We start from the raw sequence: 25,467 nt of genomic DNA, 5'->3' as shown, positions 1-25,467 counted from the left end.
GGATACAGCCTTTATAGCTAGATATTAAATTGAGGGAATAATCTAATGAAAAGTAAGTAGATTCATAGTCATGCCATATCATCTGCTTCTCATTTTAATACCAACCTGCATAAATATTTGAACAATTAAAACAAATTAAATCACTCTATAACGTTGTTAAATAGACCCCGTATAAGCAAATTGGTATAACTTAGTAACTAGGATTGACTGTCCGGATATGTTGAGCACACCGAATCATTTTACTTAACTCGATTAAAAGAAAAAATCCTTGATATAAATTGATATCACATACATTTTATTGAACTGACACCTTAGTAATACACTAATATTGCCAGTTCAATCAGTCTATTACATATCTGAAAAACGGTTAGCCGATTGCACAATTCTTTTTATCTCATTTTCTTCAATATCTTTTATTGTATCAAGCAACGTTTTTGCGCTTTCGATATCTACACGAGAATATATATGAATGTATAACTCAATAACTTGTTCATGATGGTTTACTATTTTCTCCATAATGTCTGAGATATCTAGCTCTTCAAAGAGTGAGTTGCAATCAACGCGCTCAATAATTGAGTGCTTTTCGATGTAATCAAAACACCAGGTGTTTAGCGCTTTTACGTCTGCCGTATTTTCAAATCCTTGTACAATATTCTCTAAACTCTCCTCATGCTCAGATAGGTAGCGAAGCATCATTCGTGCTCCCTCATCCTTATTTTGTTTAGAGCTCTTGTTTAGGCTATCTTTTAAGTTTTTGTGAAATAAAACGGTCCAATTGAGTACATCTCTAATTGTTTCAATTTGCATTTATTGCTCCTAAGTTTGATGATATCTATACAATATTTTAATATGAAGCATGCTAATTTTTAGGATTAGGCTCACTCACCTGAGTGTGTTGTAAATACTGAAATAGCTCACTGTCGGTCGATAATACCAATGTTGTGTTTTGGCTAAGGGCAAGTTCAAGCGCCTGCAACGAACGGGTAAATGCATAAAATGCGACTGCTTGATCATTTTTGTTATAGGCTGAGGCGTAAATAGCGGCTGCTTTAGCATCAGCTTTACCTCTAATTTCTGTTACTGCTCGGTAGGCTTCAGATTGAATTTTATCTAAGTCTCGCTCTCTGTTACCTTGTATACGGGCAGCTTCGCCTTTTCCTTCTGACAAAAAGCGTTCTGCTATTTGACGACGTTCGCTGATCATACGTTCATAGATTTTAGGGCGTACACTTTCATTATAATTAATACGTTTAAAGCGAATATCCATAAGCTCAATACCAAATACTTTTACTTTTTTTGCCGCCTCATTAAATATATCTTGCTCGACAACTAAACGTCCCATGCTTATAGGCACTAAACTACCAATATTCTGCTCTTTTTCAGCCTCGGTGAGTGACGAGTCACGCAAAGGTTGGCGATCTTTTGTTGTACGAATAATTTCGATTAATTCGTGTGTCGCTACTGCATTACGCGTTTCACTACCAAAAATATCATCGAGCCTAGATTGTGCGCTTCGCTCATCACCTAAGCGTAAAAAATACTGCAACGGATCGGTAACCTGCCACCGCGCATAAAGACTTACAGAAATATAAAGCTTATCTTTGGTCGGCATATCAGAAGGTGTTCCTTCCCATTCCAGCACGCGCTTATCAATAAAATTAACTTGCTGAACAAAAGGCATTTTGAGTTGAATACCCGCCTCTCTAATTGGCTCTCCAACCGGTTTACCAAACTGAGTAATAACGACCTGCTCTACTTCGTTAACCGTATATAAAGCGCTATACAAAGTAACCCCTACAAGTGCAGCTAAAATACTGCTGCCAACGATTAAATAAGATTTCATGGCTGCTGTCCTTTTAGTGAAGTTAAATTGAGTAAAGGTAATACACCGCGTGCTTCGCTATCGATAATAATTTTATTTTTTATCGTGGGCATAACATCTGTCATTGTTTCTATATATATTCGTCTGCGTGTTACCTCAGGTGCCAGTTGGTACTGTGCAAACAGCGCATTAAAACGCAGAGCGTCGCCTTCAGCTTCATTAACTCGCTTAAGGCGATAACCGTCAGCTTCTCTTATTCGTTGGTCGCGCTCCCCCTCAGCAAGCGGAATAACGCGGTTATATTCGCGACGCGCTTCGTTAATCAACTTTTCTTTTTCTTGTTGAGCCTGATTAACTTCATTGAACGACCCTTGTACTGGTACCGGTGGATTAATGTTTTTTAGTTGAACCTGATCAATACTAATCCCCATTACATATTTGGTTGCCAATGCCTGCATTTTTTGTAATGCCTCAATTTCAATCCCTTGCCTGCCAATGGTAATTACTTCATCTACAGTTCTATCGCCTACAACTTCACGCATAACTGATTCAGACACATATCGTAAAGTGCCTGCCGGGTCGCGCACCTCAAATAAGTACTTTTGGGGATCGGCTATCCGATATTGAATTACCCATTCAATCAGCGCAGTGTTTAAATCGCCAGTTACCATTTGGGTTTCTTCGCGTTGATTTGTTGCAGGTGAAATTTTTGGCGCAAATGAGCGAATATTATTTTCAGGATTAATATTTTGATCTGGGTCGGAGGCTCCAGGAGTAGAAAAACCAAACTCCTGCTTTAATTGCCGCTTAGTAGGCACTATTGTGACGTGATCAACACCTAATGGGATTTTTACATGTAAGCCCGCAGGTAGAATTTCTTGAAACTTACCAAACCTTAATACCAAAGCAACTGAATCACTGGGAACGGTATAGACTGCGCTATAGCCTGTAGCAATCAATCCCAAAAACAGTACTATGGTTAAACTTGTGCTAAATTTTCCACTCAGCAACTTCTTATACTTTTTAAACGCACCGCTCATCACTTTATCGATATCTGGCGGACCGCTTTTACTTTTAGAATTTGGACTATTTTCGTTTTGTGTAGAAATAATATTCTCCTTTTTAAGAAACCAAAAATATGGAGCCTTATTACTACTTTAGATTGTCATAAGCCCTAGCCTAAAGCGCTAGCGTGCTGCGCAATCTAGGTGATAACTTCCTCTGTATAATTTAAGGGTAATAATTTAGGGGTAATGCTTTAAGGAATAGTTTTAAGATTTAAATTCATGCACTTATAGATTAATTTAAAGCCAAAAAACCTTAGTAAGACGTTAGCGTATTTATTTTAATTGGTCTGTTCGGTACGCCACATAGCGTGTTTTAAACAATAGGTTTAATTGATAAATAAAGGGTTAAGTACAACTAATGAGTACACATTATTGAATACCCATTAGCCCCTTCACGCCCTATTATGGCGTTGAATTAATTGATTTATTGCTCTTTTTTGAGGCAACCACTCGAATATATAAAACCCCAAGTATTGCAGAAAGAACCGAAGCCACTAAAACCGATGTTTTTGCGTTATGAAGATGCTCGGCTTGCCCATCAAACCCCAACGTAGCAATAAAGGTAGACATGGTGAATCCAATCCCGGCGATAAGTGAAGCACCGATAACATGCTGAAGATTGATACCCTCAGGCAAGCAACCTATTTTGTAGCGTAAAGCAAGCCAACACGCACCCGAAATACCAATAAACTTACCAACAACAAGACCACTAATAATACCTAAGCCAACGGGATCACTGAGACTTTCAATAAATGAACTAAAGTTAAAAACCACACCCGCATTAACTAAAGCAAACAGCGGTAAAATAAATAGTGCGACAGGCAGGTGCAGCACATCTTCCCAACGACGCAAAGGTGTACCTGCATTTTCGGCTAAATCACGAATTTCGAGTACCTGTTTATGATCCTGCCTGCTAGCCAGAACATCTACTTTCTCTATTTCTTTTTGCATAGAGGTAATGGTTGTTTTTGCCTTTTCAAGCGACCTCCCTGAGCCCAACATTGAGCGTGCAGGAGCCGTTAAAGCAATAGCAACACCTGCTACAGTAGGATGAACACCTGACTGTAACATCATCCACCAGGTGGCAAGACCAATGATAATGTAAAAAAGCGGCTGCCTTATTCCGGCATAATTGGCGGCTACTAAAAAAGTAAATAGAACAACGGCGCATGACAAATACATCACCGATATTTCTTGGGTATAAAACACGGCAATAACGAGTATTGCCCCCACATCGTCAACAATCGCAAGACCTACAATAAAGGCCAACAAGCTTGTTGGTATATGTTTTCTTACAATTGTAAGCACACCTAATGCAAACGCAGTATCGGTTGCCATGGGTATACCCCAACCAATCAGTGAATCTTGCCCCCAGTTAAACAGCGAATAAATACCAGCCGGCACGACCATTCCGCCTATGGCGCAAAAAATGAGCATGTGTCTATTTTTGGGCTCAGCTAAATCCCCAGCAAGTACCTCTCTTTTTATTTCAAGCCCAAGCAATAAGAAAAATATCACCATCAAACCATCATTAATAATGTGTTTAAGCGAGGTTTTTAGCTCAAAGTTTCCTAATGAGATCCCAATAGGCGTGTGCACTAAGTTTAGATAGGTAGCTGAATAAGCTGAATTTGCCCACCATAGTGCAATGATTGTAGATACCAGAAGAAACAGACTAGAGGTGGTTTGAGCACGCATAAAATTAGAAAATGGGTCGTGCATATAGTCTAAGCCACGATTTAGTATATTTTTAGAATCGTTAGGCATATCAGGTAGCCTTATAAATTGTGGGTGTTCGTTTTATAAAAACTTTTAAGATTTAAGTTCTCCAGTTTTACTATCAGTCAACAAACACTTCGCCTTAAAATTACTAGCATTAAGACGAAGTGCACACCCCTAATTAATCTTACGTAAAATTAGATTAGAGATAGATATAATCATTGTGTTATTACGTTATAAGGGTAAATATTTTCGCGGTTTTGGAATGCCAAAATAGCCGTATTTTTAATTATTCCTTGCTCAATGTTTATTGCACGGCGAATGGTTTCATCTTTTTGCCACTGCAAAGCACCTTTAAGTATCGTTTGTAAATATACAATGAGCGCCGCAGAGATTGAACGCGTCGCGCTTTCCCATAAATAACTCGGTGTATGATCAACGCCATAATAATCCGTGTTGTTATATCGAAATAAAGGGTTTTTAAACGTTGTCGGCTTTGCAAAAAAGAATCCCATCCCCTCATCACAGCTAACATCAATAATTAAGCTGTTTGGTTTTAAGCAGTCGGCCTCTGTTTCAATTACAAAGTTAACCGGATGAGCTGTTTCTTGATAAGTCCCGTTAACGATAATATCGGCTTCGCTAATTAGATCGCCAAGAGGTCGATTAGTCCCATCATGCTCAACAACCATCATGCGAGCCTCTCCTTCAAGACCTTCTCGTACCTTAACATAATGACAATCTAATATTTCTTCACGCACTTCGTGATCAGGACGCTGAATACAAATTGTAATATCTCTAAAACCATGCGCTTTAAGAGCGTAAATTGCGCCTCTACTCACTGCACCAAAACTAAATATAATCGTTTTACGTTGATCGCCATAATGACCATCAATACCCTTAAGTTGCAAAGCATGTATTACAGCGCAATACCCTGCCATTTCATTGTTTTTATAAAAAGTATGGCGCCCTGCATTTCCTTGTGGTGACCACACATACATATCTTCAAAAGCAATTAAGGTAAGTTTACGTTCTATCGCCGCTTGTGTTATTTCATGCTGTTGAACGCAGTGGGCATAGCCCCAAATAGTGCCTCCTTCGCGCATTTCTTCTAAGTCAGCAAGTACAGGCTTTGCAATAATAGCAGTGCCAATATGGGTAAGTATTTCGCTGCGAGATGCAATGCCACCCGTTAACGTTGCAATATATTCATCGCTAACATTAAAAGCGGTGCCATAGCCTTGTTCAAACACCATTTGTTTTCTAAGACTTTCGGGAATTCGTAATAAGTGCTCTGGGTGAATAGGATACCGTCTTTCATCTGTCTTGCGGGATGTTCCGATAACGCCGATAGTTAATTCACTCATGCTAAGTCCTGTTTATAAAGTAAGTACGCTTGAGTTCATCAACGAATCATCATACTTCGCCAATAAACTTAGGCGGTGTTTTTTCTGTACGTTTTTGGCTCGGATGAACCAACTGTATTTTACAAAGGTGTAATTTTGACAATAAATAATGAAGAGCAGTGAGTTAACTTGCATTGAGTTGCAAGCTGAAGACTATTACCTTTTGAGTAAAAGTGCTGGCTGAGTATATCAGAAATAAGTATTACTAACTTGGGTATCTCAAACTGAAATAAAGGGAGTACTCGCTAATTACTGAGGTTTTAACTTAATGATTTACTTTGTAGAACAGATTTAATGAGCTTTGTATTGGGCTAGCTGAACGTTTGGCTTTTATATCAACTCCGGCTATGTGTGATAAATGGACGGTGGGAACCTTATTCTCTTGTATGTGTACATTTGCGTTCGAGAAAAATCTACTTTCCAAATATCCAATTCGTATAAATTGCCTTGCTTATCTATATTTAACGATGCAGATACAGGAGTACCATCAAGGTCCTTGAATATATATTCAGCTACCTCTTGACCAAGTTGACGATTCTCATAGTTATCACCGATAGCTAAGCTCCCCATTCCACCATCATTAATTGGATTGACAAGTAATAGAGAGATATCTATTTTCAACAACTTAGTCATTATTTCAATTTCAGTTGAGTTCAAATTCCGCATAAAAGATATACCTAACATTTACAATAAGCGGTTTGAAAGCACTTTGTGGCAAATCCACCTTAATTTTTTTATCCTTCAGTTGCTGACCACTCGTCAAATCTTTTTTTCAAAATCGGTGATAATTTATCGAAAGCACTCCAACTGTCCTCGAAATGGTACAAAGTTTCTAGATCCTCGTCAGAGGTCGACTCGTAATCTTCATAAAACATACCGTCTTTGGATTCATAGTAATATTCAGCAAACCTATTACCAATAACGTTAAGGTCTTCATCAGTAAATTTTTCGTCGCAATTGTCAATGAACCATGTCGTTGGAGATACCTTTCTGGTTTTTAGCTGAGTAAGAGATTCTGGAAACTCTTCGGCATGAATTGAGCCTGCAAGATTATTCAATAAACACCACGAAACAAACATCGCCATGTGCGTTGCACCTTTTTCACAGGGCAAACCCTTTGGAAAGTCGCCGCCGTAGTGCCAAGATGCATCATCATATTTCATTACAGTTTCCTTGAGGGATAACAACTTACTCAGCCCCATTTGGGGGGGATAACACACTTAAACGGCGTATATTACATCCCTAATAATTTCACTAATAATTACCTTTGTAAACAGCTAAAAACCACAGCTTGTTATCTTGAGACAAAACTATTGCTTTAGTTGTGGCGCTTATTAAAGGGATAATATTTACCCTTTCATTTGTTCAAGCTCTTTGCCTTTGGTTTCGTGTAAAAACTTAAATACAAATATGACTGAAACAAACGCGCAAAATGCGTAAAAACCATAAGCCCCAGCTAAACCAATGCCTGTGAGCATAACAGGGAACGACCAAGTAATTAAAAAGTTAGCTATCCACTGGGCAAAGCCGGTAACTGCAAGGCCAGAGCCGCGAATTTGGTTAGGGAACATTTCACCTAACATAACCCACATTACAGGGCCCCACGATAGGTTAAAAAAGAACACGTAAGCGTTAGCGGCTATTAAAGCAACTATGCCCTGCTCTCCTAATTCTAAGTTGCCTGTTGAGCCAATATCTGCATTTAAAAAGGCATAAACAATAACCGAAAGTGTCACCGTCATACCAATTGAGCCGGTTAACAAAAAAGGTTTCCTGCCAATTTTGTCTATAAAATACATGGTAATAAACACCGCTAAAATACTTACAAAGCCGCTTATTATATTAATAAGTAACGCGTCAGACTCAGTAAAACCGGCTGCTTGCCAAAGTACCGCGCCGTAGTAAAAAACAACATTAATGCCTACTAATTGCTGAAATGTAGCTAAGCCAATTCCTATCCAAACAATGGGGCGCAAACGTTTTTTAGGTTTATCAATAAGATCAGATAATTTAGGTTGGTGTTTATCGTCAGCAAGCGACTGTACTATTTCATTTAATTTAAGAGCGGCAGTTTCAGCACCATATAATGACGATAAAACACGTGCAGCAGCGTCTTTTTTACCAGCCATAATTAAGTATCGAGGGCTTTCAGGGATAAAAAATAAAGCGATTAAAAATAAACAAGCAGGTAATAACTCAACCCAAAACATCCAACGCCATGTTGTTGAAGTGTAGAGAGCGCCTCTGTATCGTGCGGGAAAAATTGTGTGCCTATTTTTATTTTTGATAAGACATTCCATGTCCCGTCTATCAACATTAATCTTGGCATGAGGGTACGCGTAAAGTTTTTGGTGAATTCAATTATACTTTATATTAGTGTTGCTCTTTAATGCCGTAAAAATCAACACCCCTCTAACGGCTGTAATCACAGGTCACTGAGTTATTTTCTAAGTTAAAAACAGCGCCGCTATAACCACCCAACCAATCTACATAGACTTGTTTGAATGAAGGCTTTAAATCGACAAAGTTCTTATTTTTAAAATACAACGTATCGTAAGCATAATCAGTTTCAGGCTTAAAGAAAATCACAAGCTTGTCGAGGTCATGGTCGCGGTAGGTCGCATTTTTGAAGTACATACTATAACGCATACTTCCTTCTTCATCCTGCTCAACCTGAATATTATCAATGGCTTTACGGTACGGTTTAGGTATATTAGACAATGGTTTTAGATAGTATTGGTCTTCAAATGCGGCATTAGAATCATGACCAATAAAAGAAGATTTGAACGTCTCAAACTCTTTTTTACTAGGACTAACGTCAAAGCCATTATTTTTTGCACCGTCTACAAAGCCACAGCTATCTTCAAAGAACAAAAGAGCCTGAAGCAACTCTTGCTTTGGTTGTTCATGAGTGCCGATGAGTTGTGTAGGCGTGCTATCGACCTTGGCTGACACGGCTTCGCTATTGACCTTTTTCTCAGTACATCCTGATACAATAAATCCTGCACATAATGTTAATAATAGTCTGTTTTTATTGTAAGAAATCAAAATTAATCACCTTAGATAATGTTATGACAGCTGCTTAGCTGATTACGTCCATACGCCATCAGTTAATAACATTGAGCCGCAAAAAACCAGTGACATCATACCAGCTAACAACAGATAACTGACAAAGTTTACATAAAGGGAATTAAAAATAGACTGCAAATATTCGTTGGTATCCTTGATTAATACTTTGTTATTCGCTTCATCATGTTATTCCCTCTAAATAACCTGAGCTACGGATAATAAACCTATCTCAAGCAGTTATTTTCGGCGCTAACTGCGTTGACTTTACTTGCAACAGGCCAGCTATTGACGCGTAAATTCGCCTTGTTTTCATTAAAGTCTTTGGCTAGAGAAGAGAAAACAAATTAAATTAAATTAAAATATAACTATAATTCAATTAGTTATAAAAAACCTTAACCCGAGTTCAGGTTAAATAGAGTGAACTCAATACTCCAATAACAGGATTATAATTGTGTTATTGGAGTCGCTATATCAGTGTTTATTACAGTAAGGCATTCATGTTTTTAGTATTAAAAGCCTTCGCCTACTTTAAATAAGATCTAAAGCCTGAATTAAGTCATCTAATAAATCGTGTTTATCTTCTAACCCAATTGATATTCTCATATCACCTAGAGTAATGCCCATCATATTAATTTGCTCTTCAGTTAACTCTCTTATACAGCTAATTGCAGGTGCATAAATAAGACTTTCATGCCCACCCCAACTGACCCCTTTTTGAAATAGTTTTAAAGAATCAAAAAATTTAATAATTTGAGTTAAATCATTAGTATTTAATTGAAAGCTTATTAACCCACTAAAGCCACTCATTTGTTTACAAGCAAGCTCGTGTTGGTTAAAACTTTTAAGCCCCGGATAGGTAATATTTTTTATCTTTTCATGTTTTTCTAAAAACTCTGCTATAAACAATGCATTACTTTGGTGTTTAGCCATTCTTATATCTAGAGTACGTAGACTACGCAGTAATAAACTTGCCTCATGGGGTGATAGTTTAGCTCCCAAAAGTTCATACTCACACCCAGCTATGGAATTTATAACATCTGTACTGCCTATTAAAGCACCGGCAATAATGTCACTGTGCCCACCTAAGTATTTTGAACACGAGTGCACCTCTAAATCAATGCCCATAGGTAATGTTTTTTGGAATATTGGCGTGGCCCACGAATTATCAATTACGGTTGCTATATTATTTTTTTTAGCAATTTCTACTATTTTTTCAATATCTTGAATTATAAACGTAACTGATGTGGGGCTTTCTAAATAAATTAACTTGGTATTAGGTTGGATGCTGTTTTTAATTTCTTCAATATCATTTCCAGATACATAAGTTACTTCAACTCCCATCTTAGGAAGCATAAAATTATTAAGTAAGCTATGTGCAGGACCGTAGATATTTTTTAAGGTGATCATGTGATCGCCATTATTCATAAAGTGCAAAATACCTGATGAAACTGCAGCCATTCCTGAGGCAAACAGCTTTGATTTTTCGCCTTTCGCTAGCTTAGCTATTTTCTTTTCTACAAAGGTGACAGTTGGATTGTTTCCTCGAGTATAAATATGACTATTTACTTTATCCTGAAATGCTTGCTCCAAAGCAGCCCAAGAGCTGAATGTAAATAAAGAGTTTTGATAGATAGGAGGAACAACCGCACCGTAAGCCTCTCCTTCTTTATTACTATCGTGAATTAAATCGGTAACAAAGTTGTGCTCTTTATTCATTATCTATCTCCAAATCAGATCTACTTTTTGCATATCCAATACCCAAATAAGCAAAAGTGAATGCTAAAAAAATATTTATAATTGATAAAAACTGCCAATTCCAATACTCCAATACCCCAACTCCAAGGGAGGTAAAAATAAATACTGATGTTGTGCTCCACGGGATTAGGCTTTCAATCATGGTTCCTGTGTCCTCTAAAGATCGAGACAAAACAGTTCTAGGTATATTTAATTCATCATACTTTCTTGAAAAAGCTTCCCCTACGATAAAGCTATTTGCGTACTGACTAGAAGTGAGCGCATTTGTTAACCCAGAGGAAATTAATGTAATGGATACCAGCTTGCTTGGGTTTTTAATTTTTGGAATGATTTCATTTATCAAAGTGGGTATCGCATTTAACTTACTGATGGTACCTACATAAATAAAAACAATTAGAATTATAACAATCGGCTCTATTAATGAATATATTCCACCTCTATTCAATAAGTTACCAAGAAAAACTTGTTGGGTTGTAGGAGCAGCAGCCAACATATCTATTGAAAAGCCTCTATGAATTGTATTAACAACATCATCAAACGAGCTATTTTGATAAAAAATAGCGAGTAAAGATGCCAATAAGGATGAAACGATTAGAGTCGGTAAAGGCTCCTTTTTTTTAATTGAGCCAACCAAGATAATCAAAGGGGGTAAAAATAATAAATAGTTAAAACTAAATATATTTGGCAAGATTTCTTTTAATTCATCTAAAGCATATAAGTTTGAAACACCCATATCTGCTGGATATAAATAACCTAATATAAAAAATAAAATACAAGATACTATAGCAGCAGGTAGTGTGGTTATAAGCATTGCTTTAATATGGGCTTGCACATCCACGTTTACAGAAATGGCAGCCACATTCGTTGTGTCAGATAATGGAGACAGCTTATCCCCAAAATACGCCCCCCCAACTATCGCGCCTGTCAATATCCCCAAATCTACGTTCAAAATTTTACCGGTAGTAATAAACACTAAGCCAATTGTCGCGATGGTCCCCCAAGAAGACCCGCAACATAATGAAAATGCTGCGGATGCTATAAAAGCGATAAGATATATGTGCTCGGGAGAGACGAGTTCAAGGCTCAAATAGACTAAATAAGGAATTGTCCCAGACAAAACCCACGTTCCAATAAGTATTCCTATAGCGAATAAGAGCATAACTATTGGAAGAGCCTTGGATATTCTTTCGACTACTGTTGTGATTATTTCATTCCACGTAAACCCAAGGTATAAGGCTTGTGTGACCACAATTATGGACGATAAAAGAAATACAACTTCTAAAGGCAGCGCTGTTTGCTCTAATAAAAATGGCCTTACTATCAAGCCATAAATTACCATTCCTAATAGAACAAATACCGAGAATAAAGAAGCGAATAAGTTTTTATACTGCGTCATCTAGTTTGCTACTTTATGCAGCTTAGCAACCCAGCCACCATTTGGTGCCAGCTGAACTTTGTGCTTAAGTTTTGAGTCAATCGCTAATGTTGAAGTTGCATAGTCACTTGCATAATTATCGGCATTAATACCGTCCTTGAAAAGCTCCATTTTATATTGACCATCATCTAAAAACCCAAAGTCTATTTCATACTCTCGCCCTTCACTATTGCCTAATACAGCCACAAACCAGTCAGAGCCTGAACGTCTTGCCATAACGATATGATCAGTTAACTTAGCCGACAGAACAACGGTTTCATCCCAAACTGATGGTATCGAACTTATAAAACGAGTGCTCTCGTGTTCTTTCCTGTAGTTAGATGGGCTATCAGCAAGCATTTGAAGTGGGCTTTCAAACACAACATAAAGTGCTACTTGGTGGGCTCTTGTTGTTTTACTCATCGGTCTATTAAATGATATGTGAAAGTTTTCAGGTTGAGTATTAACCATCGCACCTGGAGTATAATCCATAGGACCGGCGAGCATACGTATAAAGGGCAATGTTAAGTTATGCTCCGACGTAATGTAGTCACCCCATTTATTGTGCTCTAAACCGCGAACACCTTCTCGAGTAATAACATTTGGATACGCTCTTCGTAATCCAGCTGGCTTATATGAGCCATGAAAGTTAACAAGTAGCTTTGTATCTGCCGCTGCTTTAGCTACCTTCCAATAATAGTTAACCATGTCTTGATCATCTCTTTGCATAAAGTCTACTTTGATGCCCTTAACACCCCACTTTTGGTACTGTTTAAGGATATTATCCATATCTTTACCAAGAGTTTCCCATACAACCCAGAGGATCACGCCTACATTCTTAGACTCACCATATGAAACAATTTCTTGTACATCAATATCATCTACAATTTCTAAAGCATTGCCTAATGTATACCAACCTTCATCTAAAATTATATATTCAAGACCATATTGTGCAGCAAAATCTATATAATATTTATACGTTTCAGTATTTACGCCCGCTTTAAAGTCTACCCCATATAGATTATTTGCATTCCACCAATCCCATGCAACTTTTCCAGGTTTTACCCATGTTGGATCAATTTCACTTTCTTGTGCTAATAAGTAGCTCAATTGGTTGTTTAACAGTTCTTTATCATCTTTACTTATCGCTATCACTCTCCAAGGAAATTTAAACTCACTTTCATTTGAAGTTATTAACGCAATATCTTTTGCTCTTTTAATAATATTTTCGTTTCTGTCTGAGCCATCTTTCAAGCTCGAAGATAGCACTCTTTTTGGGTGAGTACCCATCAATGAAGTTTTACTATTACCTGTGACCCATAACCCAGGGTAATTTCGCAAACCCGTTTCTGTAATGACTACTTTGAACTTAGAGCCTTCAACTAATAGGGGCAAACTTCCCAAGTTGTCATCACCTAATTCTGATAGATTTTTCTTTAAATATGTTCTTTCATTATGAGAGTAAAAACTTTTTTCTTGAGGATAATAGGTAAGTAAATCTTTCGTAAATTTAAACTCTGCAATTTCATTAACAACTTTAAATTCACCTTTTTTGTCACTAATAAACCGATAAGAAACCCCATTATCAAATACGCGAAATTGAACAGTGATACCAGTTTCATACGCTAAGTTTAACTGATTATAATTATCATGAATGGTTGCAGATTTTTGTTTTATATGGGGTCTAACGACTTCGTCTACATGTTGTGTAGTACTATTTTTGAATTTATCGTTACGTAATAATAATCCATCTTTTTCAAATGCTATATTTGCCTTAGCGTCTTTAAGAATAATTTCACCAGACGCTTTTACAGAGTATTTTAGATCAATTCCATCAGTGTTAACTGTGAGTTCTATTTCACCATTGGGTGAAGTAATGGTCTTATTCAGCGCATTTGCTTTGCAACTTGTGATCGCAGTTAAAAAGACTAAAAGAAATAATTTTTTCATCACTTACTCTCTTATTTAATAGTAATTACATTTATTTTTTGATTTATAAAGCAATGTTTGTAAATTAAATTAGAGCACGCATAACATTAAATAGCTTACACAATTAACATAAAACCCTCCTAAAAAATAACTCAATGCTTAAGCATTGTTTTTCTAAACTCTAAAGGTGACATGTGTAATTCTTTTTGAAACATATCGTAAAATCGGCTTACCGAGCCAAACCCTGCTTTATTTGCAATATTAATAACTGGTTCTTGTGTATCAACCAAAAGGGCCTGTGCATGTTGAAGCCTGAGCTGATTGACATAGTGCTTAATACTCACCTTCATCACTCTACTAAATAACTTCATTGCATAATTTTTGTGTAAACCTGTCGCACCAGCCACATCCTCGATGTTAATTTTCTCATCATAGTGCTCCGCTATATAAGCGAGCATGGCTTGGACATGGTTTATTCCCCTTATAGCCGCTTGCCCTTTTTCTTTAACTACCCTTTCTACAAACCCGTACGTTTTATATTTTTCTAATGCCATACGGGAAATACGAGTTCTGATTTCACTAATCACCTGCATGGTTAACGATGGCGTATTTTTGATTAAATCGTCTCCCCACATTTGTGTAATTAATTCATCATTTGGGTATAAGCTGTCTGATAAAACAACTTCTCCTATTAATAATAATTCAATAAAATCATGTGGTAGTTTCCAAGACAGAAAAGCTTGAAGAGGAATGTAGATATTAATCATGTACCCATCACCTGTGAAATTAGTCATTTGATGAGGTATTGCAGCCCAAAAAATTAACATTTTTCCTTCGGGCACATCTATATAATGACCATTTATAAGGTACTCTGCAGAGCAGTTAAACAGAAAATTTATTTCGATGTGCCCATGCCAGTGACTTTGCTCCATTATTTTAGGGGTATGTTTTTGGAAACCAAATTTAGAATCCTCACCTTGGACCTCTAATGGCCCTGAATCCCTTGGTATAATCCTATTTATCCAGTTTAGCATTCAATTGCACCTACTTTATTTTGTCCTCTTTTTTAATAAGTAAAAAAGGGGGACATATTGATAACGATGATATATGTACCAATATTTCATCGTTATGACAATATAAACAAGTTGGTTACCACCAGGTTACATAAAACGCAACAAGACAAATAATCACACCTAATGATGCTACGTTGAAACTAGTTTCCGTGCTAAAGCTGACCTCATCTAATTTCACTGTGTTATTTTCCTGAACCTCTTGATTAAGAAGCGATACGACAATACACACAATTAAACATAAGATGAAAACAATACTTACGCGGTCCATAAATGCAATATGAGGCATATATATTTTAAACAATATTGAAAAAATGGCAGAGCCAATTGCAGCAGAAAATGCGCCTGTAGAGGTTGCTTTTGACCAGAACATTCCCAATAAAAATATGACCACTATTCCGGGAGTAAAAAAGCCCGTGAACTCTTGTACATATTGAAAGGCTTGGTCAAAGTTGCCTAAAAAAGGTTCTGCAACAACAAGCGCAATGAATAACGATGCACAGACAGCAATTCGGCCAATTTTCACATAATGTGTCTGTGTCTTATTGGGCACCAACTTACTGTAAATATCCATTGTAAAGATAGTTGAAATACTGTTTGTCATTGATGCAAGTGAAGAAACGATAGCTGCTACCAATGCTGCAAAAACCAATCCTTTAATACCAATTGGCATTAGTGACATCATAGATGGGTAAGCATGATCGGAAATATCTAAATCGGGATATATTAATACTGCGGCTATACCAGGGAGAACCACTATTATTGGCATGAGTAATTTAATGTATGCAGCAAACACAATACCTTTTTGAGCTTCTTTTACATTTTTTGCGGCTAAGGCTCTTTGAATTATATATTGGTTGAACCCCCAGTAACTGAGGTTCATTACCCATAAACCACCGACTAAAACAGAAATACCTGGCAGGCTTAGATAATGTTCATTGTCAGAGCTCAGAATCATATCAAAATGTTCTGGTAATTCTCTCGTTAAAATTTTAGCGCCTTCAAATACCCCTAACCCACCTGACACTGTATCAAGAGCTAAATAGGTTAAAAATAGTCCGCCAAAAACAAGTAAAACAACTTGAATTATATCCGTATAGGCTACCGCTTTAAGGCCACCGTACAGGGAGTAAGCCATCGAAAATAGAATTAAAAATACCATGCCGTAAAACCAATCGACACCTGCTACGGTTTCTATTGCAAGCCCACCAAGCCATAAAACTGCCGTTAAATTAACAAAAATATAAACAGCTAACCAAAAAAGAGCTAATGTAGTTTTAACCTTATTATCAAATCTTTTCTCTAAGTACTGAGGCATCGTATATATTTTATTTTTTAAAAAAATAGGTAACATATACTTTCCAACAATAACTAACGTGATAGCTGCCATCCATTCGTAAGAAGCAATCGCGAGCCCTATCGCATATCCTGAACCAGACATCCCAATAATTTGCTCTGCTGAAATATTTGAAGCAATTAGCGAGGCACCTATAGCCCACCACGGCAAACTTTTTCCAGCTAAAAAGTAATCTTCTGTATTTTTTTCATGAGACTTTTCATCTCTAGATATCCATAAAGCAACGGCTAATAGCCCTACTATATATATGACAAAAATACTAATATCGAGTGTTTCTAGTTTCATATTAAGCCTTTAGATTTTATTGTATTAAGCTTGATATATAAATATACCTGAGCACATATTTATTCTTATTCTGAATACTATGTGTAACAGTATTACGGTTCAATTTTTAATGTATAAAAGCTATTTTTTGATATGAAGTAGGTAATTTATAGGAGTGTAGTATCAACGTTGCACTAAATATTGTTAACCTTTACCCTTGGTATAAACAAAGGGCAAAGTAAAAAAGATATCTTATTCAACGTAATATTACTTTATAAGTAAGTCGGGGTTTTAACTGTTATCAAGGCGATTAATGATTCAAACCTTTCATTAGTGTCAATTGTTTGATGTATCGATCTACCTCATGATTATTTGGGATTAATCGAGCTAAATGATTGGCGTAATATAGCGCTCTGGCATACTGTTTTTGTGCAGCTAAAGCCTTACTAAGACTATAAGTTATACTGGAGTCATTTGGGGTAATATTAAAAGCAATTTCAAAAGATGTTATCGCTTGAGCTAACTGACCTAAATCTTGTAATAAAAGTGCATATGTATAATGATATTGGGCATTTGTACTTGCGTATTCTGTGGCTTTTTTAAGCGCACTCTTTGCCAAATTCTTTTTATTTGTTCTAATCAAACTCATTGATAGAGCAAAGTATAGTTCTGCAACTTTATCGTTTTTATCTATAGCACCTTCTAAAATACTTTGTACTTTTACTTCATCACCTTGCTGGCGATATAGTTCAGCTAAGTTAGTATATGCAGGTGAATAAATAGGCTCTATCTCAATCGCGGTCAAAAAGTGCTTTTCAGCTGCTTTTAAGTCCCCTAAATCTAAGGCCAAACTACCTAAATTTGTATGGGAAAAACCTCTATCTGCTTGATATTTTTGTGCTTGTTTATAATCATCTAGAGCATTTATTAAACGATCAATATCACGTTTACTCATATTGTTAAAATAGGGTTCAGTTAATAAAATAGCTAGGCTTCGGGCTGCATTTATACGTATAGGTAAGTGATTATCATCAAGTAAGCTGTGCAGCAATTGCCATTTTTGATAAATAGTGACATCTTGGCTGGCAGTTATTAGTGCCAAATTTTTTAATGGCTCATCATCAAGTTTACTTTTTAGATCAAATAATAAATGTTCTTTATTCGATACTTTATCTAAACGAGTAATAGCAGAAGCGCGAACTATATCGGGAAGTTTACTGTCCTGAGCTATCGCTTTTAACTTGGTAGTAGCATCTTGAAAATTATTATCGGCTGCATAGAAAGACTGTGCAAAGTGATCACTCCCTATATATTTTGAATTAGGGTGCCATTTTTTTACTGCCGTCTCGGCCCACTCTGCAGTTTTATCTTTATGGCAGTCATTACATGCATTTCGTACCCCTGTTTCACGTGTTAAATCTGGCCTAGGTACTCTAAAACCATGGTCTCGACGCTCATCAACTTGCATATAGGTTGTAGTGGGCATATGACAGTCAACACACTGACTTCCTGTAGAGCCTATTTTATGACCATGATGCTTGGGAGTATCAAAAGATTCAGCTCCGTGACATTGGGTACATGTTTGATTTGCTTTTAATTTAAGTTTACCTGTATGGGGGTTATGACAATTAGTACAAGTAACTCCTCGTTCGAACATCTTACTTTGTGTGAAGGACCCCCATACATAATTTTCATCCCATACCTGACCATCTACATAATAAAGTTCAGGGGTGAGTAAGCTTGGCTGAAATTGGCTTAAAAACTCTGTGGGAGAGGTTCGGTCTTTATAAAATGAACGCCTTGAATGGCAAGTACCACACATAGCTACTTGTTTTGATTGTTGCAAAGACGCCACGCTTTTCATACTGCCATCACTTTGGCGTTGAAATAAGGGGGAGCTTTTACCAATAAATTCAGAAAAACCTTTGCTGGCGTCAGTGCCGCTGACATTATTTACGTCTATATTATTAGCCCAAATTAGGTGTTTTTTAGGATCCCCATGACACGCATTGCAGCTGACATTAATTGCACTGAAAGTTGAATCATAACTTTTAGTTTTTAAATCAAAGTTTTTTTTGAAATCTGTTGAGTGACAATCTGCACACATATAATTCCAGTTTTGTCCCATCTGCGAAAAATGAAACAAATTATTAGAGTCGGCATCTGGATGCAGTACGAACCAGCGTTGCCCGCCATCTTCTTTTGCACGCGAGTCCCACGCAAAAGGAAATAGTTGGACTTTCCCCTTTCCCATATCAAACATGTATTGTTGTAAAGGTTCATAACCGAAAAAGTATAATACCTGATAAGGTTTACCTATCCCTTTATCATCTGGAATACTAATCATTAATTTATCATTTTCTTTATAAAAATTAGCGGTATAACCAAGATACGATAAGGTTTGATTATTAAAGTTCCCTAAAACGGTTGCCTCGTCAGCGTACCCCATTGAGTGAAAGTGATGTGATTTTTGCCAGTCTTTAACCTGCTCTTGGTGACACGATACACACTGTTGCGTAGTTGCCTCGCCATATGTTAAAAATGAAACAAAGCTTATGACTGTAAGTAGCACAAAAGAAAAAGTGGATTGCCATACTTTATTTTTTTTATACATATAGGTAATTGACCATAATCTGGAGAGTATTAAAAGTTTAAACGCCTGAATGTTTAGCTTCGAGGGCTGTATTTATACCAACTATATCAATTTTATTCTTAATAATTAAATTCGTTAAATAATAAAATGAATACTCAAATAAATTGAGTATTCATTTTAACATCAGTAAATGTATTATTTACTTATTAATTTTATTTTAGCTAAACCCGATACAGGAATATCCAACATTAGTAAGTTTCCGTTTACGACCTTACTATAAACTTCCACTCGCTTACCAGTCGGTGTATATACTTCTACATCTGCTCTGTATGTATTTTTGCTAAGTTTTAAAATCACTTCATTCGTTTTTTTAGCATTTACGATATCTATGTTACTTATATTATTGGTTTGGGTTGCAACCGAATCGCCATATAGAGTAATGATTTGTTTATTACCCTTATAACTACTAATTAGCGGGTAGTTACTTGTTATACCTTGAGGTTGAAAATTTTCGCTAAGTAAGACATGTTTGTTTGCATTCCAATAACGTGTATAAAATTCAACCATATCTAAATGACTAGTAGGTAAATCATTTAATCGCACTGACAACTGCGGTACAGAATAGAAAATATTTAATAATTGCAAAGCGGCTAACTCTACAGGTTCATCAAGGTGCCACATCAACATATCGGAATGCACTGCGGTATCACCACTTAAAAGTCTTAGTGTGACAATACGTTTTCTGTTTGTTACTGCACCATTTGGAATATCTGTAGCACGAAACATGTTTCCATACTTTCGCATCGCTGGCCCAATGTATCGCTGTCTAAATTCAATCATTACTTCAGGATTAATTTTCTTTAGCTCAAAAACTAAATCAGACATTAATTTATCTACAGATTCATATACAGACGCGTAATCTCTACCATTCCCAATAGTTAAGTCTGTATCGTCTGATGTTTTAAATTGATCAATAAAGTCTAATTTTAAACCATCCCACTTCCAATCTTTTACTGCCTTTATGTAATGATTTATAAGATATTGTCTAACCTCAGGGTATCTCGGGTCCAAAACATAAGTCCCTAATGACTCACTATGGCTAAGGTATTTACCTTTAAATTTTTGTGCCGCCTGTGACTTATCGCCAACAAATGGGATTGAATACCAAAGTAATGATTTCATATCTAGAGCATGCACATCCGACACAAATTTTTCAATATTGGTTAACCTTTCTGGCTCCCAGTCACCAGTATAAGCATAACCCCTATTGCTATCATTGGTCTGCCAACCATCATCAACAATAATTGCACCATAGCCTAATTGTTTCGCTAACTTACTTTCAGCGAGTAACTCATCATGTTTGATATTTTGATGATAACTATACCAAGTAGAATACATTGGCTCTAAAGCACTTTGAGGAACGGCTATTGGCGTATATTGCTCCATATTTGCCCACCAATCAGCTACATCACGCAACGAAGTATAAAGAGGGGTTTCACGCATATCGATTCTAACTTCAACTTCATAGCTTTTAACTGCTTTGTGCTTTTCAGTAAAAAAATCAAGTTGATGATAAATCATTGAATCCTCTTCGCGCACTTTAGCTGATAAATTTACAAGATTCACAGCATCACTTACCGATACGGTATAACGATTGATATCATCATGCCCAAATAAAGAGTAAGTAGGTGCATTTTGCGTCAGCATTGAAGATAATTTTTTACTACTCCAATCCGCTGGGATTATATAGTCATTGTTAAACTCTGGAGTCCAAATACCAGCAATATCTATCGATGGTGTTTGCCACTTGATTGATGTTTTAGGTGGGCTTATGGCTTCATCAGCAGTGAGTACCATAGTAAAGCTATAAACATCCGTCTCTTTAGTGATATTTTTTATTTCTATCGAAAAAGGACTTTCGTCTTTTTCTATGTCAATCACGAGTGGACCTAGCTCAAAACTTGTTTGCTTAGTTTGTGCATAGAGTAATGTCGAATTGAGCAACATTATTAATATAATTAATCTCAGTGTGTTCATTTTATTTCCTTAAATAACTTTAATTAAGCTAAATTTTTATTTTTGTAACCTCAAAGAGGGTTAGCTTTCAAGTACGGTGTAGCTACTTCTCATAAATAGGCGATAATGGCTTAATATAATGCCTAAAAATGCTATTTTTTATCAAAGTACACACACACCCGACGCAGGTAAACTGATATAGATGCTTTCTTTAAGGCCCGTTTTAGCTTGATACTCAGAGCTAATTGCCGCAATTACTTCTTGCACCATATCATTGGGCATAAACGCAACTACACAGCCCCCAAATCCGCCACCAGTCATACGTACACCGCCTTGAATACCTAGTACGTTATTGATAATTTCAACTAAAGTGTCGATTTGAGATGTTGTGATCTCAAATAAATCGCGCATTGATGCGTGACTTTCTGCCATTAATTTACTTAATTGTTGAATATCGTTATTCGTAAACGCTTGCATAGCGTTTAAGGTCCGTGCGTTTTCATACACTATGTGTTCAATACGCTTTGCAACTTGTGGATCGAGTGAACATTTCTGTTGCTCAAATTCCCTAATGCTGACATCACGTAAACTTGTTTTACCAAGCGCTTTAGCACCTGCATCACACTGCTGGCGACGTAAGTTATATTCACTATCAACTAAACCACGCTTAACATTTGAGTTAACCATCATAATAGTCATTTTAGGGTCAATAGTGACTTCGATTAGCTCTAGTGAGCGACAGTCAATACCAAGTGCTTGATTTTGCTGACCGCAGGCTGAAATAAGCTGATCCATAATGCCGCAGTTGCAACCGACGAAGTTATTTTCCGCAGCTTGACCAATCTTAGCTATTTCTTTGCGATCTATAGATAATTCACATAAATGATTAAAGGCGTAAGCAATACCTACTTCTAACGCTGCTGATGAGCTGAGCCCAGCGCCTTGGGGTACATTGCCAGTAATGCAAATATCACATCCAGTTAATTGATGATTTCGTTTTTGTAATTCATCGACCACCCCCCTTACATAGTTACTCCAACTTTGATCAGAGTTAAATTCAAGCGGCTTCGTCAATAAAAAACTGTCAGTTTCATTATCACAATCAACAGCCAGAACATTTACAATACTATCTTTGCGTGGGGCTATTGCAATATACGTTGCGTGCTCAATTGCACAAGGCAGCACAAAGCCCTCGTTATAATCGGTATGTTCACCTATCAAGTTCACGCGACCAGGCGCTCTTACAATAAATGCGGCGTCACGACTAAAGTGAGTTGAAAATGCATTACGTACACTATGCTCAAAGTTCATCTTTTAGCCTCTTTATAATGTGTTAGTGATTGCTGCTTAAGAATATCTGCTGCTTGTTCTGGCGTAATGTCGCGCTGTGCTTCAGCCAACATTTCATAGCCAACCATAAATTTTTTAACCGTTGCAGAGCGCAATAGAGGAGGAAAAAACTGGGCATGTAATTGCCAATATGGGTGTTCTTCGTCATCGTATTGCGCACCATGCCATCCCATCGAATAAGGAAACGGACATTGGAATAAATTGTCATAGCGAGTGGTTATCTGTTTAAGAATGCTGGCTAAGCTTATTTTTTGTTCTGCACTGACATCAGTCATACGCGTAAGTTCGAAGCGAGGCAAAAGCAATGTTTCAAACGGCCAAGCAGCCCAATATGGTACAACGACTAACCAATCATCATTAACGCATACTACACGCTCATCTAATTCAAACTCTCGCTTGGCATAATCAAGTAATAGATTACTTCCGTGTTGCTGATAATAATTTTTTAAATTTATATTCTTACGCTCAACTAAACTAGGAAGATGGTCTTGCGCCCAAATTTGCCCATGGGGATGCGGGTTTGAACACCCCATCACAGCTCCTTTATTTTCAAATACTTGTATCCAACGATACGTCTGCGATAACTCAGCACATTGCTGTTGCCAAGTATCCACTACGTTGGCTATTTCATTAATTGATAACTCTGGGAGTGTTTTTGAATGATCTGGGGAAAAACAAATTACTCGCGCTGTTCCGCGTTCGCTCTGCATTGAAAATAACGGATCTACATGCTTAACCTGCGGCACATTTTCACGCAGTGCAGCAAAGTCATTAGTAAATACAAATGTCCCTTCATAAGCTGGGTTTACCTCTCCATTAATGCGAGTGTTGCCTTTACATAAAAAGCAATTATTGTCATATATTGGCTTTATTTCATTATCGACACTTTCCTCTTGGCCTTGCCAAGGGCGTTTAGCGCGATGTGGAGATACCAACACCGACTCCCCTAATAAAGGGTTAAAGCGGCGGTGAGGATGTTCTACTGGATCAAATAACTCTGTCATTATTAACCTAATAAAATAATGTTGAAGGACATACGCTTGGAGCTCTCAGTCCAAGCGTAAACTAAAACTACTGCTCAGAAACAAGCTTAAACTTTTCATTTTTAAGCGGGAATTGAGAACCAGATAAATTTGGATATTTAATTCTGAGTTCGTCGTATTCAGGGTTAATCGCTGTGTCTCCCCAAATGCCTAACATTAGCTTTAACGCTTCTTCATTTTCAGGGTACTGTCCTTGATCGTTGCTATCACGTATCCAGTCATCTAATACCTTTCTGTGCTCTAATAACGTCGACTTAAAGTTATTGTCATCAGCTAAATTAAAGATTTCGTGAGGGTCGTTTTCAAGATCGTAAAGTTCTTCTTTTGGCCTCGTAGGAGAAAAGTGCTTTGCTTGAACCTCATTCAACTTGCCATCTTCATAAAGCTTGCGAGATACTTTGGTTAGATCCCAGTAATCTCTATAACTAGGTTGCATACCTGAGCGTTCAGGATAAAAGTTTCGGATGTATTTAAAGCGCTCTGAACGAACCGATCTAATTCTATCAATCGTAAAATCACATCTATCACGAGCCGAAATAACATATTTATGACCCTGGTAATTATCAGAAAATAAGTTTTCACCTTCAAAGTATTCAGGTATATCGATACCGGCAAGGCTTAGCGTTGTTGCGCTTATATCAAGCATACTTACTTGCTCGTCTCTTACTTGCGGCGTTAACTTATCATCATGCCCTTTCCAATAAGCAATGAAAGGTACTTTAAGCCCACCATCGTATAAAAACTGTTTGTGTCTTAAAAAACGAGTACCATGATCAGCAAAGAAAAATATGACCGTATTTTCTAATTCTCCATCTTTTTCTAAACGAGAAAAAACACTTGCAACCTCTCTATCTGTGATCTGCAGAGATTCTAAATACCTAGCCCATTCTTCAATAACAATGGGATCATTTGGGTAATAAGGAGGCAACTTAATTTTACTTCTATCGATGGGATACTTCACTTTTTCAGAAAACTTGCTACTGAAGATATGCTTTCCACCTTTTAATTGGATTTGTCCAAAGAATGGTTGCTCTGGGTTGGCTCTATCGTTCCAATCAATTTCTACACCCGACTTACCGTAGAGTGGATGCACCTTATAATCACCGCTGTATAAATCAAAACGGTCATAGCTGAAGTTATAATCATCCTTACCACTATTAAAAGTGAAATAACCATTTTGCTTCATAATTTCAGGAACAGTTTTTATATTATCTGGGAGTAAAATTGTTGATTCTGGAGTACGCGAACTGTGATGGTTATGAATACCTAAATTTGTTTGCATTTGCCCAGTCATCATAGCTGATCTCATTGCAGAACAAACAGGCGCAGGCGCAATGGCATTGTTAAACTTTACACCGACTCTTGCTAACTCATCTATCGTTGGAGTGGTTACTAAATCATTACCATCGTGCGCAAAGTCAGGTGAGATGTCTTCAACATATATCCATAATATGTTCGGCTTTTTATCCTGTACATTCACCGTTTCTTTTTGTAGGGAAGAGTCACTCTCTTTTGTACACGCGATTAAACCAGTACAAATAAAAATTACAGCTAAATATCGTTTAAATAAATACATTTCTATTACCTATTTGA

General features: G+C 37.0%; 19 protein-coding genes. All 19 read right to left on the bottom strand.

Translation table 11 applies throughout. The features are described 5' to 3' along the window. Positions 1-348: 348 nt before the first annotated feature. Positions 349-807: a hypothetical protein gene (locus PARC_RS07530; protein ID WP_010552589.1), complete on the bottom strand. Its 459-nt coding sequence runs from the start codon at positions 805-807 to the stop codon at positions 349-351. A gap of 52 nt (positions 808-859) precedes the next feature. Beyond that, a complete protein-coding gene (gene hflC, locus PARC_RS07525) occupies positions 860-1,843 on the bottom strand; it encodes a protease modulator HflC (protein WP_010552588.1) in 984 nt (327 codons plus the stop codon). Further along, the gene (hflK, locus tag PARC_RS07520; protein ID WP_002962612.1) at positions 1,840-2,781 is read right to left on the bottom strand and encodes an FtsH protease activity modulator HflK; all 942 of its coding nucleotides are present in this window, start codon (positions 2,779-2,781) and stop codon (positions 1,840-1,842) included. The genes hflC and hflK overlap by 4 nt, the downstream gene beginning before the upstream one ends. Before the next feature lie 510 nt (positions 2,782-3,291). Then, positions 3,292-4,656: a Na+/H+ antiporter NhaA gene (gene nhaA, locus PARC_RS07515; RefSeq protein ID WP_010552586.1), complete on the bottom strand. Its 1,365-nt coding sequence runs from the start codon at positions 4,654-4,656 to the stop codon at positions 3,292-3,294. Between the two features lie 170 nt (positions 4,657-4,826). Next, positions 4,827-5,975, bottom strand: coding sequence for a N(5)-(carboxyethyl)ornithine synthase (locus PARC_RS07510; protein WP_024590357.1), 1,149 nt, complete (start codon positions 5,973-5,975; stop codon positions 4,827-4,829). Between the two features lie 384 nt (positions 5,976-6,359). Beyond that, complete coding sequence (locus PARC_RS07505; RefSeq protein ID WP_444547559.1) at positions 6,360-6,671, bottom strand: DUF6984 family protein; 312 nt, start codon at positions 6,669-6,671, stop codon at positions 6,360-6,362. A gap of 77 nt (positions 6,672-6,748) precedes the next feature. Next, positions 6,749-7,177, bottom strand: a complete 429-nt coding sequence (locus PARC_RS07500; RefSeq protein ID WP_007585140.1) for a DUF7832 domain-containing protein — start codon at positions 7,175-7,177, stop codon at positions 6,749-6,751. A gap of 186 nt (positions 7,178-7,363) precedes the next feature. Then, a complete protein-coding gene (locus tag PARC_RS07495; protein WP_272948022.1) occupies positions 7,364-8,314 on the bottom strand; it encodes a sugar porter family MFS transporter in 951 nt (316 codons plus the stop codon). Positions 8,315-8,426: 112 nt separating this feature from the next. Further along, positions 8,427-9,062, bottom strand: coding sequence for a hypothetical protein (locus PARC_RS07490; RefSeq protein WP_010552582.1), 636 nt, complete (start codon positions 9,060-9,062; stop codon positions 8,427-8,429). 549 nt (positions 9,063-9,611) lie between these two features. Further along, a complete protein-coding gene (locus tag PARC_RS07485) occupies positions 9,612-10,799 on the bottom strand; it encodes a trans-sulfuration enzyme family protein (protein ID WP_010552581.1) in 1,188 nt (395 codons plus the stop codon). After that, positions 10,792-12,234, bottom strand: coding sequence for a Na+/H+ antiporter NhaC family protein (locus PARC_RS07480; protein ID WP_010552580.1), 1,443 nt, complete (start codon positions 12,232-12,234; stop codon positions 10,792-10,794). Before PARC_RS07480 ends, PARC_RS07485 begins: the two co-directional genes overlap by 8 nt. After that, the gene (locus PARC_RS07475; protein ID WP_010552579.1) at positions 12,235-14,202 is read right to left on the bottom strand and encodes a glycoside hydrolase family 97 protein; all 1,968 of its coding nucleotides are present in this window, start codon (positions 14,200-14,202) and stop codon (positions 12,235-12,237) included. A 131-nt stretch (positions 14,203-14,333) separates the two neighbouring features. Beyond that, positions 14,334-15,215 carry a helix-turn-helix domain-containing protein gene (locus PARC_RS07470; RefSeq protein ID WP_010552578.1) on the bottom strand — a complete coding sequence of 294 codons (882 nt, stop codon included), beginning with the start codon at positions 15,213-15,215 and terminating at the stop codon, positions 14,334-14,336. 115 nt (positions 15,216-15,330) lie between these two features. Beyond that, complete coding sequence (locus PARC_RS07465) at positions 15,331-16,893, bottom strand: sodium/sugar symporter (protein ID WP_010552577.1); 1,563 nt, start codon at positions 16,891-16,893, stop codon at positions 15,331-15,333. A gap of 289 nt (positions 16,894-17,182) precedes the next feature. After that, entirely contained in the window at positions 17,183-19,486 is a 2,304-nt protein-coding gene (locus tag PARC_RS07460) for an ammonia-forming cytochrome c nitrite reductase subunit c552 (protein ID WP_010552576.1), read from the bottom strand. Between the two features lie 174 nt (positions 19,487-19,660). Continuing rightward, positions 19,661-21,502 (bottom strand): glycoside hydrolase family 36 protein, encoded by a 1,842-nt coding sequence (locus tag PARC_RS07455; RefSeq protein ID WP_010552575.1) that lies wholly within the window; start codon positions 21,500-21,502, stop codon positions 19,661-19,663. 141 nt (positions 21,503-21,643) lie between these two features. After that, positions 21,644-22,792, bottom strand: coding sequence for a galactokinase (gene galK / locus PARC_RS07450; RefSeq protein WP_010552574.1), 1,149 nt, complete (start codon positions 22,790-22,792; stop codon positions 21,644-21,646). Then, positions 22,789-23,835: a UDP-glucose--hexose-1-phosphate uridylyltransferase gene (locus PARC_RS07445; RefSeq protein WP_010552573.1), complete on the bottom strand. Its 1,047-nt coding sequence runs from the start codon at positions 23,833-23,835 to the stop codon at positions 22,789-22,791. Before PARC_RS07445 ends, galK begins: the two co-directional genes overlap by 4 nt. 67 nt (positions 23,836-23,902) lie before the next feature. Further along, complete coding sequence (locus tag PARC_RS07440; protein WP_010552572.1) at positions 23,903-25,450, bottom strand: sulfatase family protein; 1,548 nt, start codon at positions 25,448-25,450, stop codon at positions 23,903-23,905. Positions 25,451-25,467: the final 17 nt, after the last annotated feature.

Source organism: Pseudoalteromonas arctica A 37-1-2 (genome assembly GCF_000238395.3).
GTDB classification, from domain to species: Bacteria; Pseudomonadota; Gammaproteobacteria; order Enterobacterales; family Alteromonadaceae; genus Pseudoalteromonas; species Pseudoalteromonas arctica.
This window is presented reverse-complemented; position numbering and strand designations above follow the sequence as displayed.

Excerpts from the sequence above, each read along its gene's own strand:
- galK (WP_010552574.1), bottom strand. The coding sequence starts at position 22,792 with ATGAACTTTGAGCATAGTGTACGTAATGCATTTTCAACTCACTTTAGT.
- PARC_RS07485 (WP_010552581.1), bottom strand. The coding sequence starts at position 10,799 with ATGAATAAAGAGCACAACTTTGTTACCGATTTAATTCACGATAGTAAT.
- PARC_RS07460 (WP_010552576.1), bottom strand. The coding sequence starts at position 19,486 with ATGTATAAAAAAAATAAAGTATGGCAATCCACTTTTTCTTTTGTGCTA.
- PARC_RS07445 (WP_010552573.1), bottom strand. The coding sequence starts at position 23,835 with ATGACAGAGTTATTTGATCCAGTAGAACATCCTCACCGCCGCTTTAAC.
- PARC_RS07510 (WP_024590357.1), bottom strand. The coding sequence starts at position 5,975 with ATGAGTGAATTAACTATCGGCGTTATCGGAACATCCCGCAAGACAGAT.
- PARC_RS07495 (WP_272948022.1), bottom strand. The coding sequence starts at position 8,314 with ATGGAATGTCTTATCAAAAATAAAAATAGGCACACAATTTTTCCCGCA.
- PARC_RS07500 (WP_007585140.1), bottom strand. The coding sequence starts at position 7,177 with ATGAAATATGATGATGCATCTTGGCACTACGGCGGCGACTTTCCAAAG.
- PARC_RS07475 (WP_010552579.1), bottom strand. The coding sequence starts at position 14,202 with ATGAAAAAATTATTTCTTTTAGTCTTTTTAACTGCGATCACAAGTTGC.
- PARC_RS07440 (WP_010552572.1), bottom strand. The coding sequence starts at position 25,450 with ATGTATTTATTTAAACGATATTTAGCTGTAATTTTTATTTGTACTGGT.
- PARC_RS07455 (WP_010552575.1), bottom strand. The coding sequence starts at position 21,502 with ATGAACACACTGAGATTAATTATATTAATAATGTTGCTCAATTCGACA.
- PARC_RS07470 (WP_010552578.1), bottom strand. The coding sequence starts at position 15,215 with ATGCTAAACTGGATAAATAGGATTATACCAAGGGATTCAGGGCCATTA.
- PARC_RS07480 (WP_010552580.1), bottom strand. The coding sequence starts at position 12,234 with ATGACGCAGTATAAAAACTTATTCGCTTCTTTATTCTCGGTATTTGTT.
- PARC_RS07530 (WP_010552589.1), bottom strand. The coding sequence starts at position 807 with ATGCAAATTGAAACAATTAGAGATGTACTCAATTGGACCGTTTTATTT.
- PARC_RS07465 (WP_010552577.1), bottom strand. The coding sequence starts at position 16,893 with ATGAAACTAGAAACACTCGATATTAGTATTTTTGTCATATATATAGTA.
- hflC (WP_010552588.1), bottom strand. The coding sequence starts at position 1,843 with ATGAAATCTTATTTAATCGTTGGCAGCAGTATTTTAGCTGCACTTGTA.
- nhaA (WP_010552586.1), bottom strand. The coding sequence starts at position 4,656 with ATGCCTAACGATTCTAAAAATATACTAAATCGTGGCTTAGACTATATG.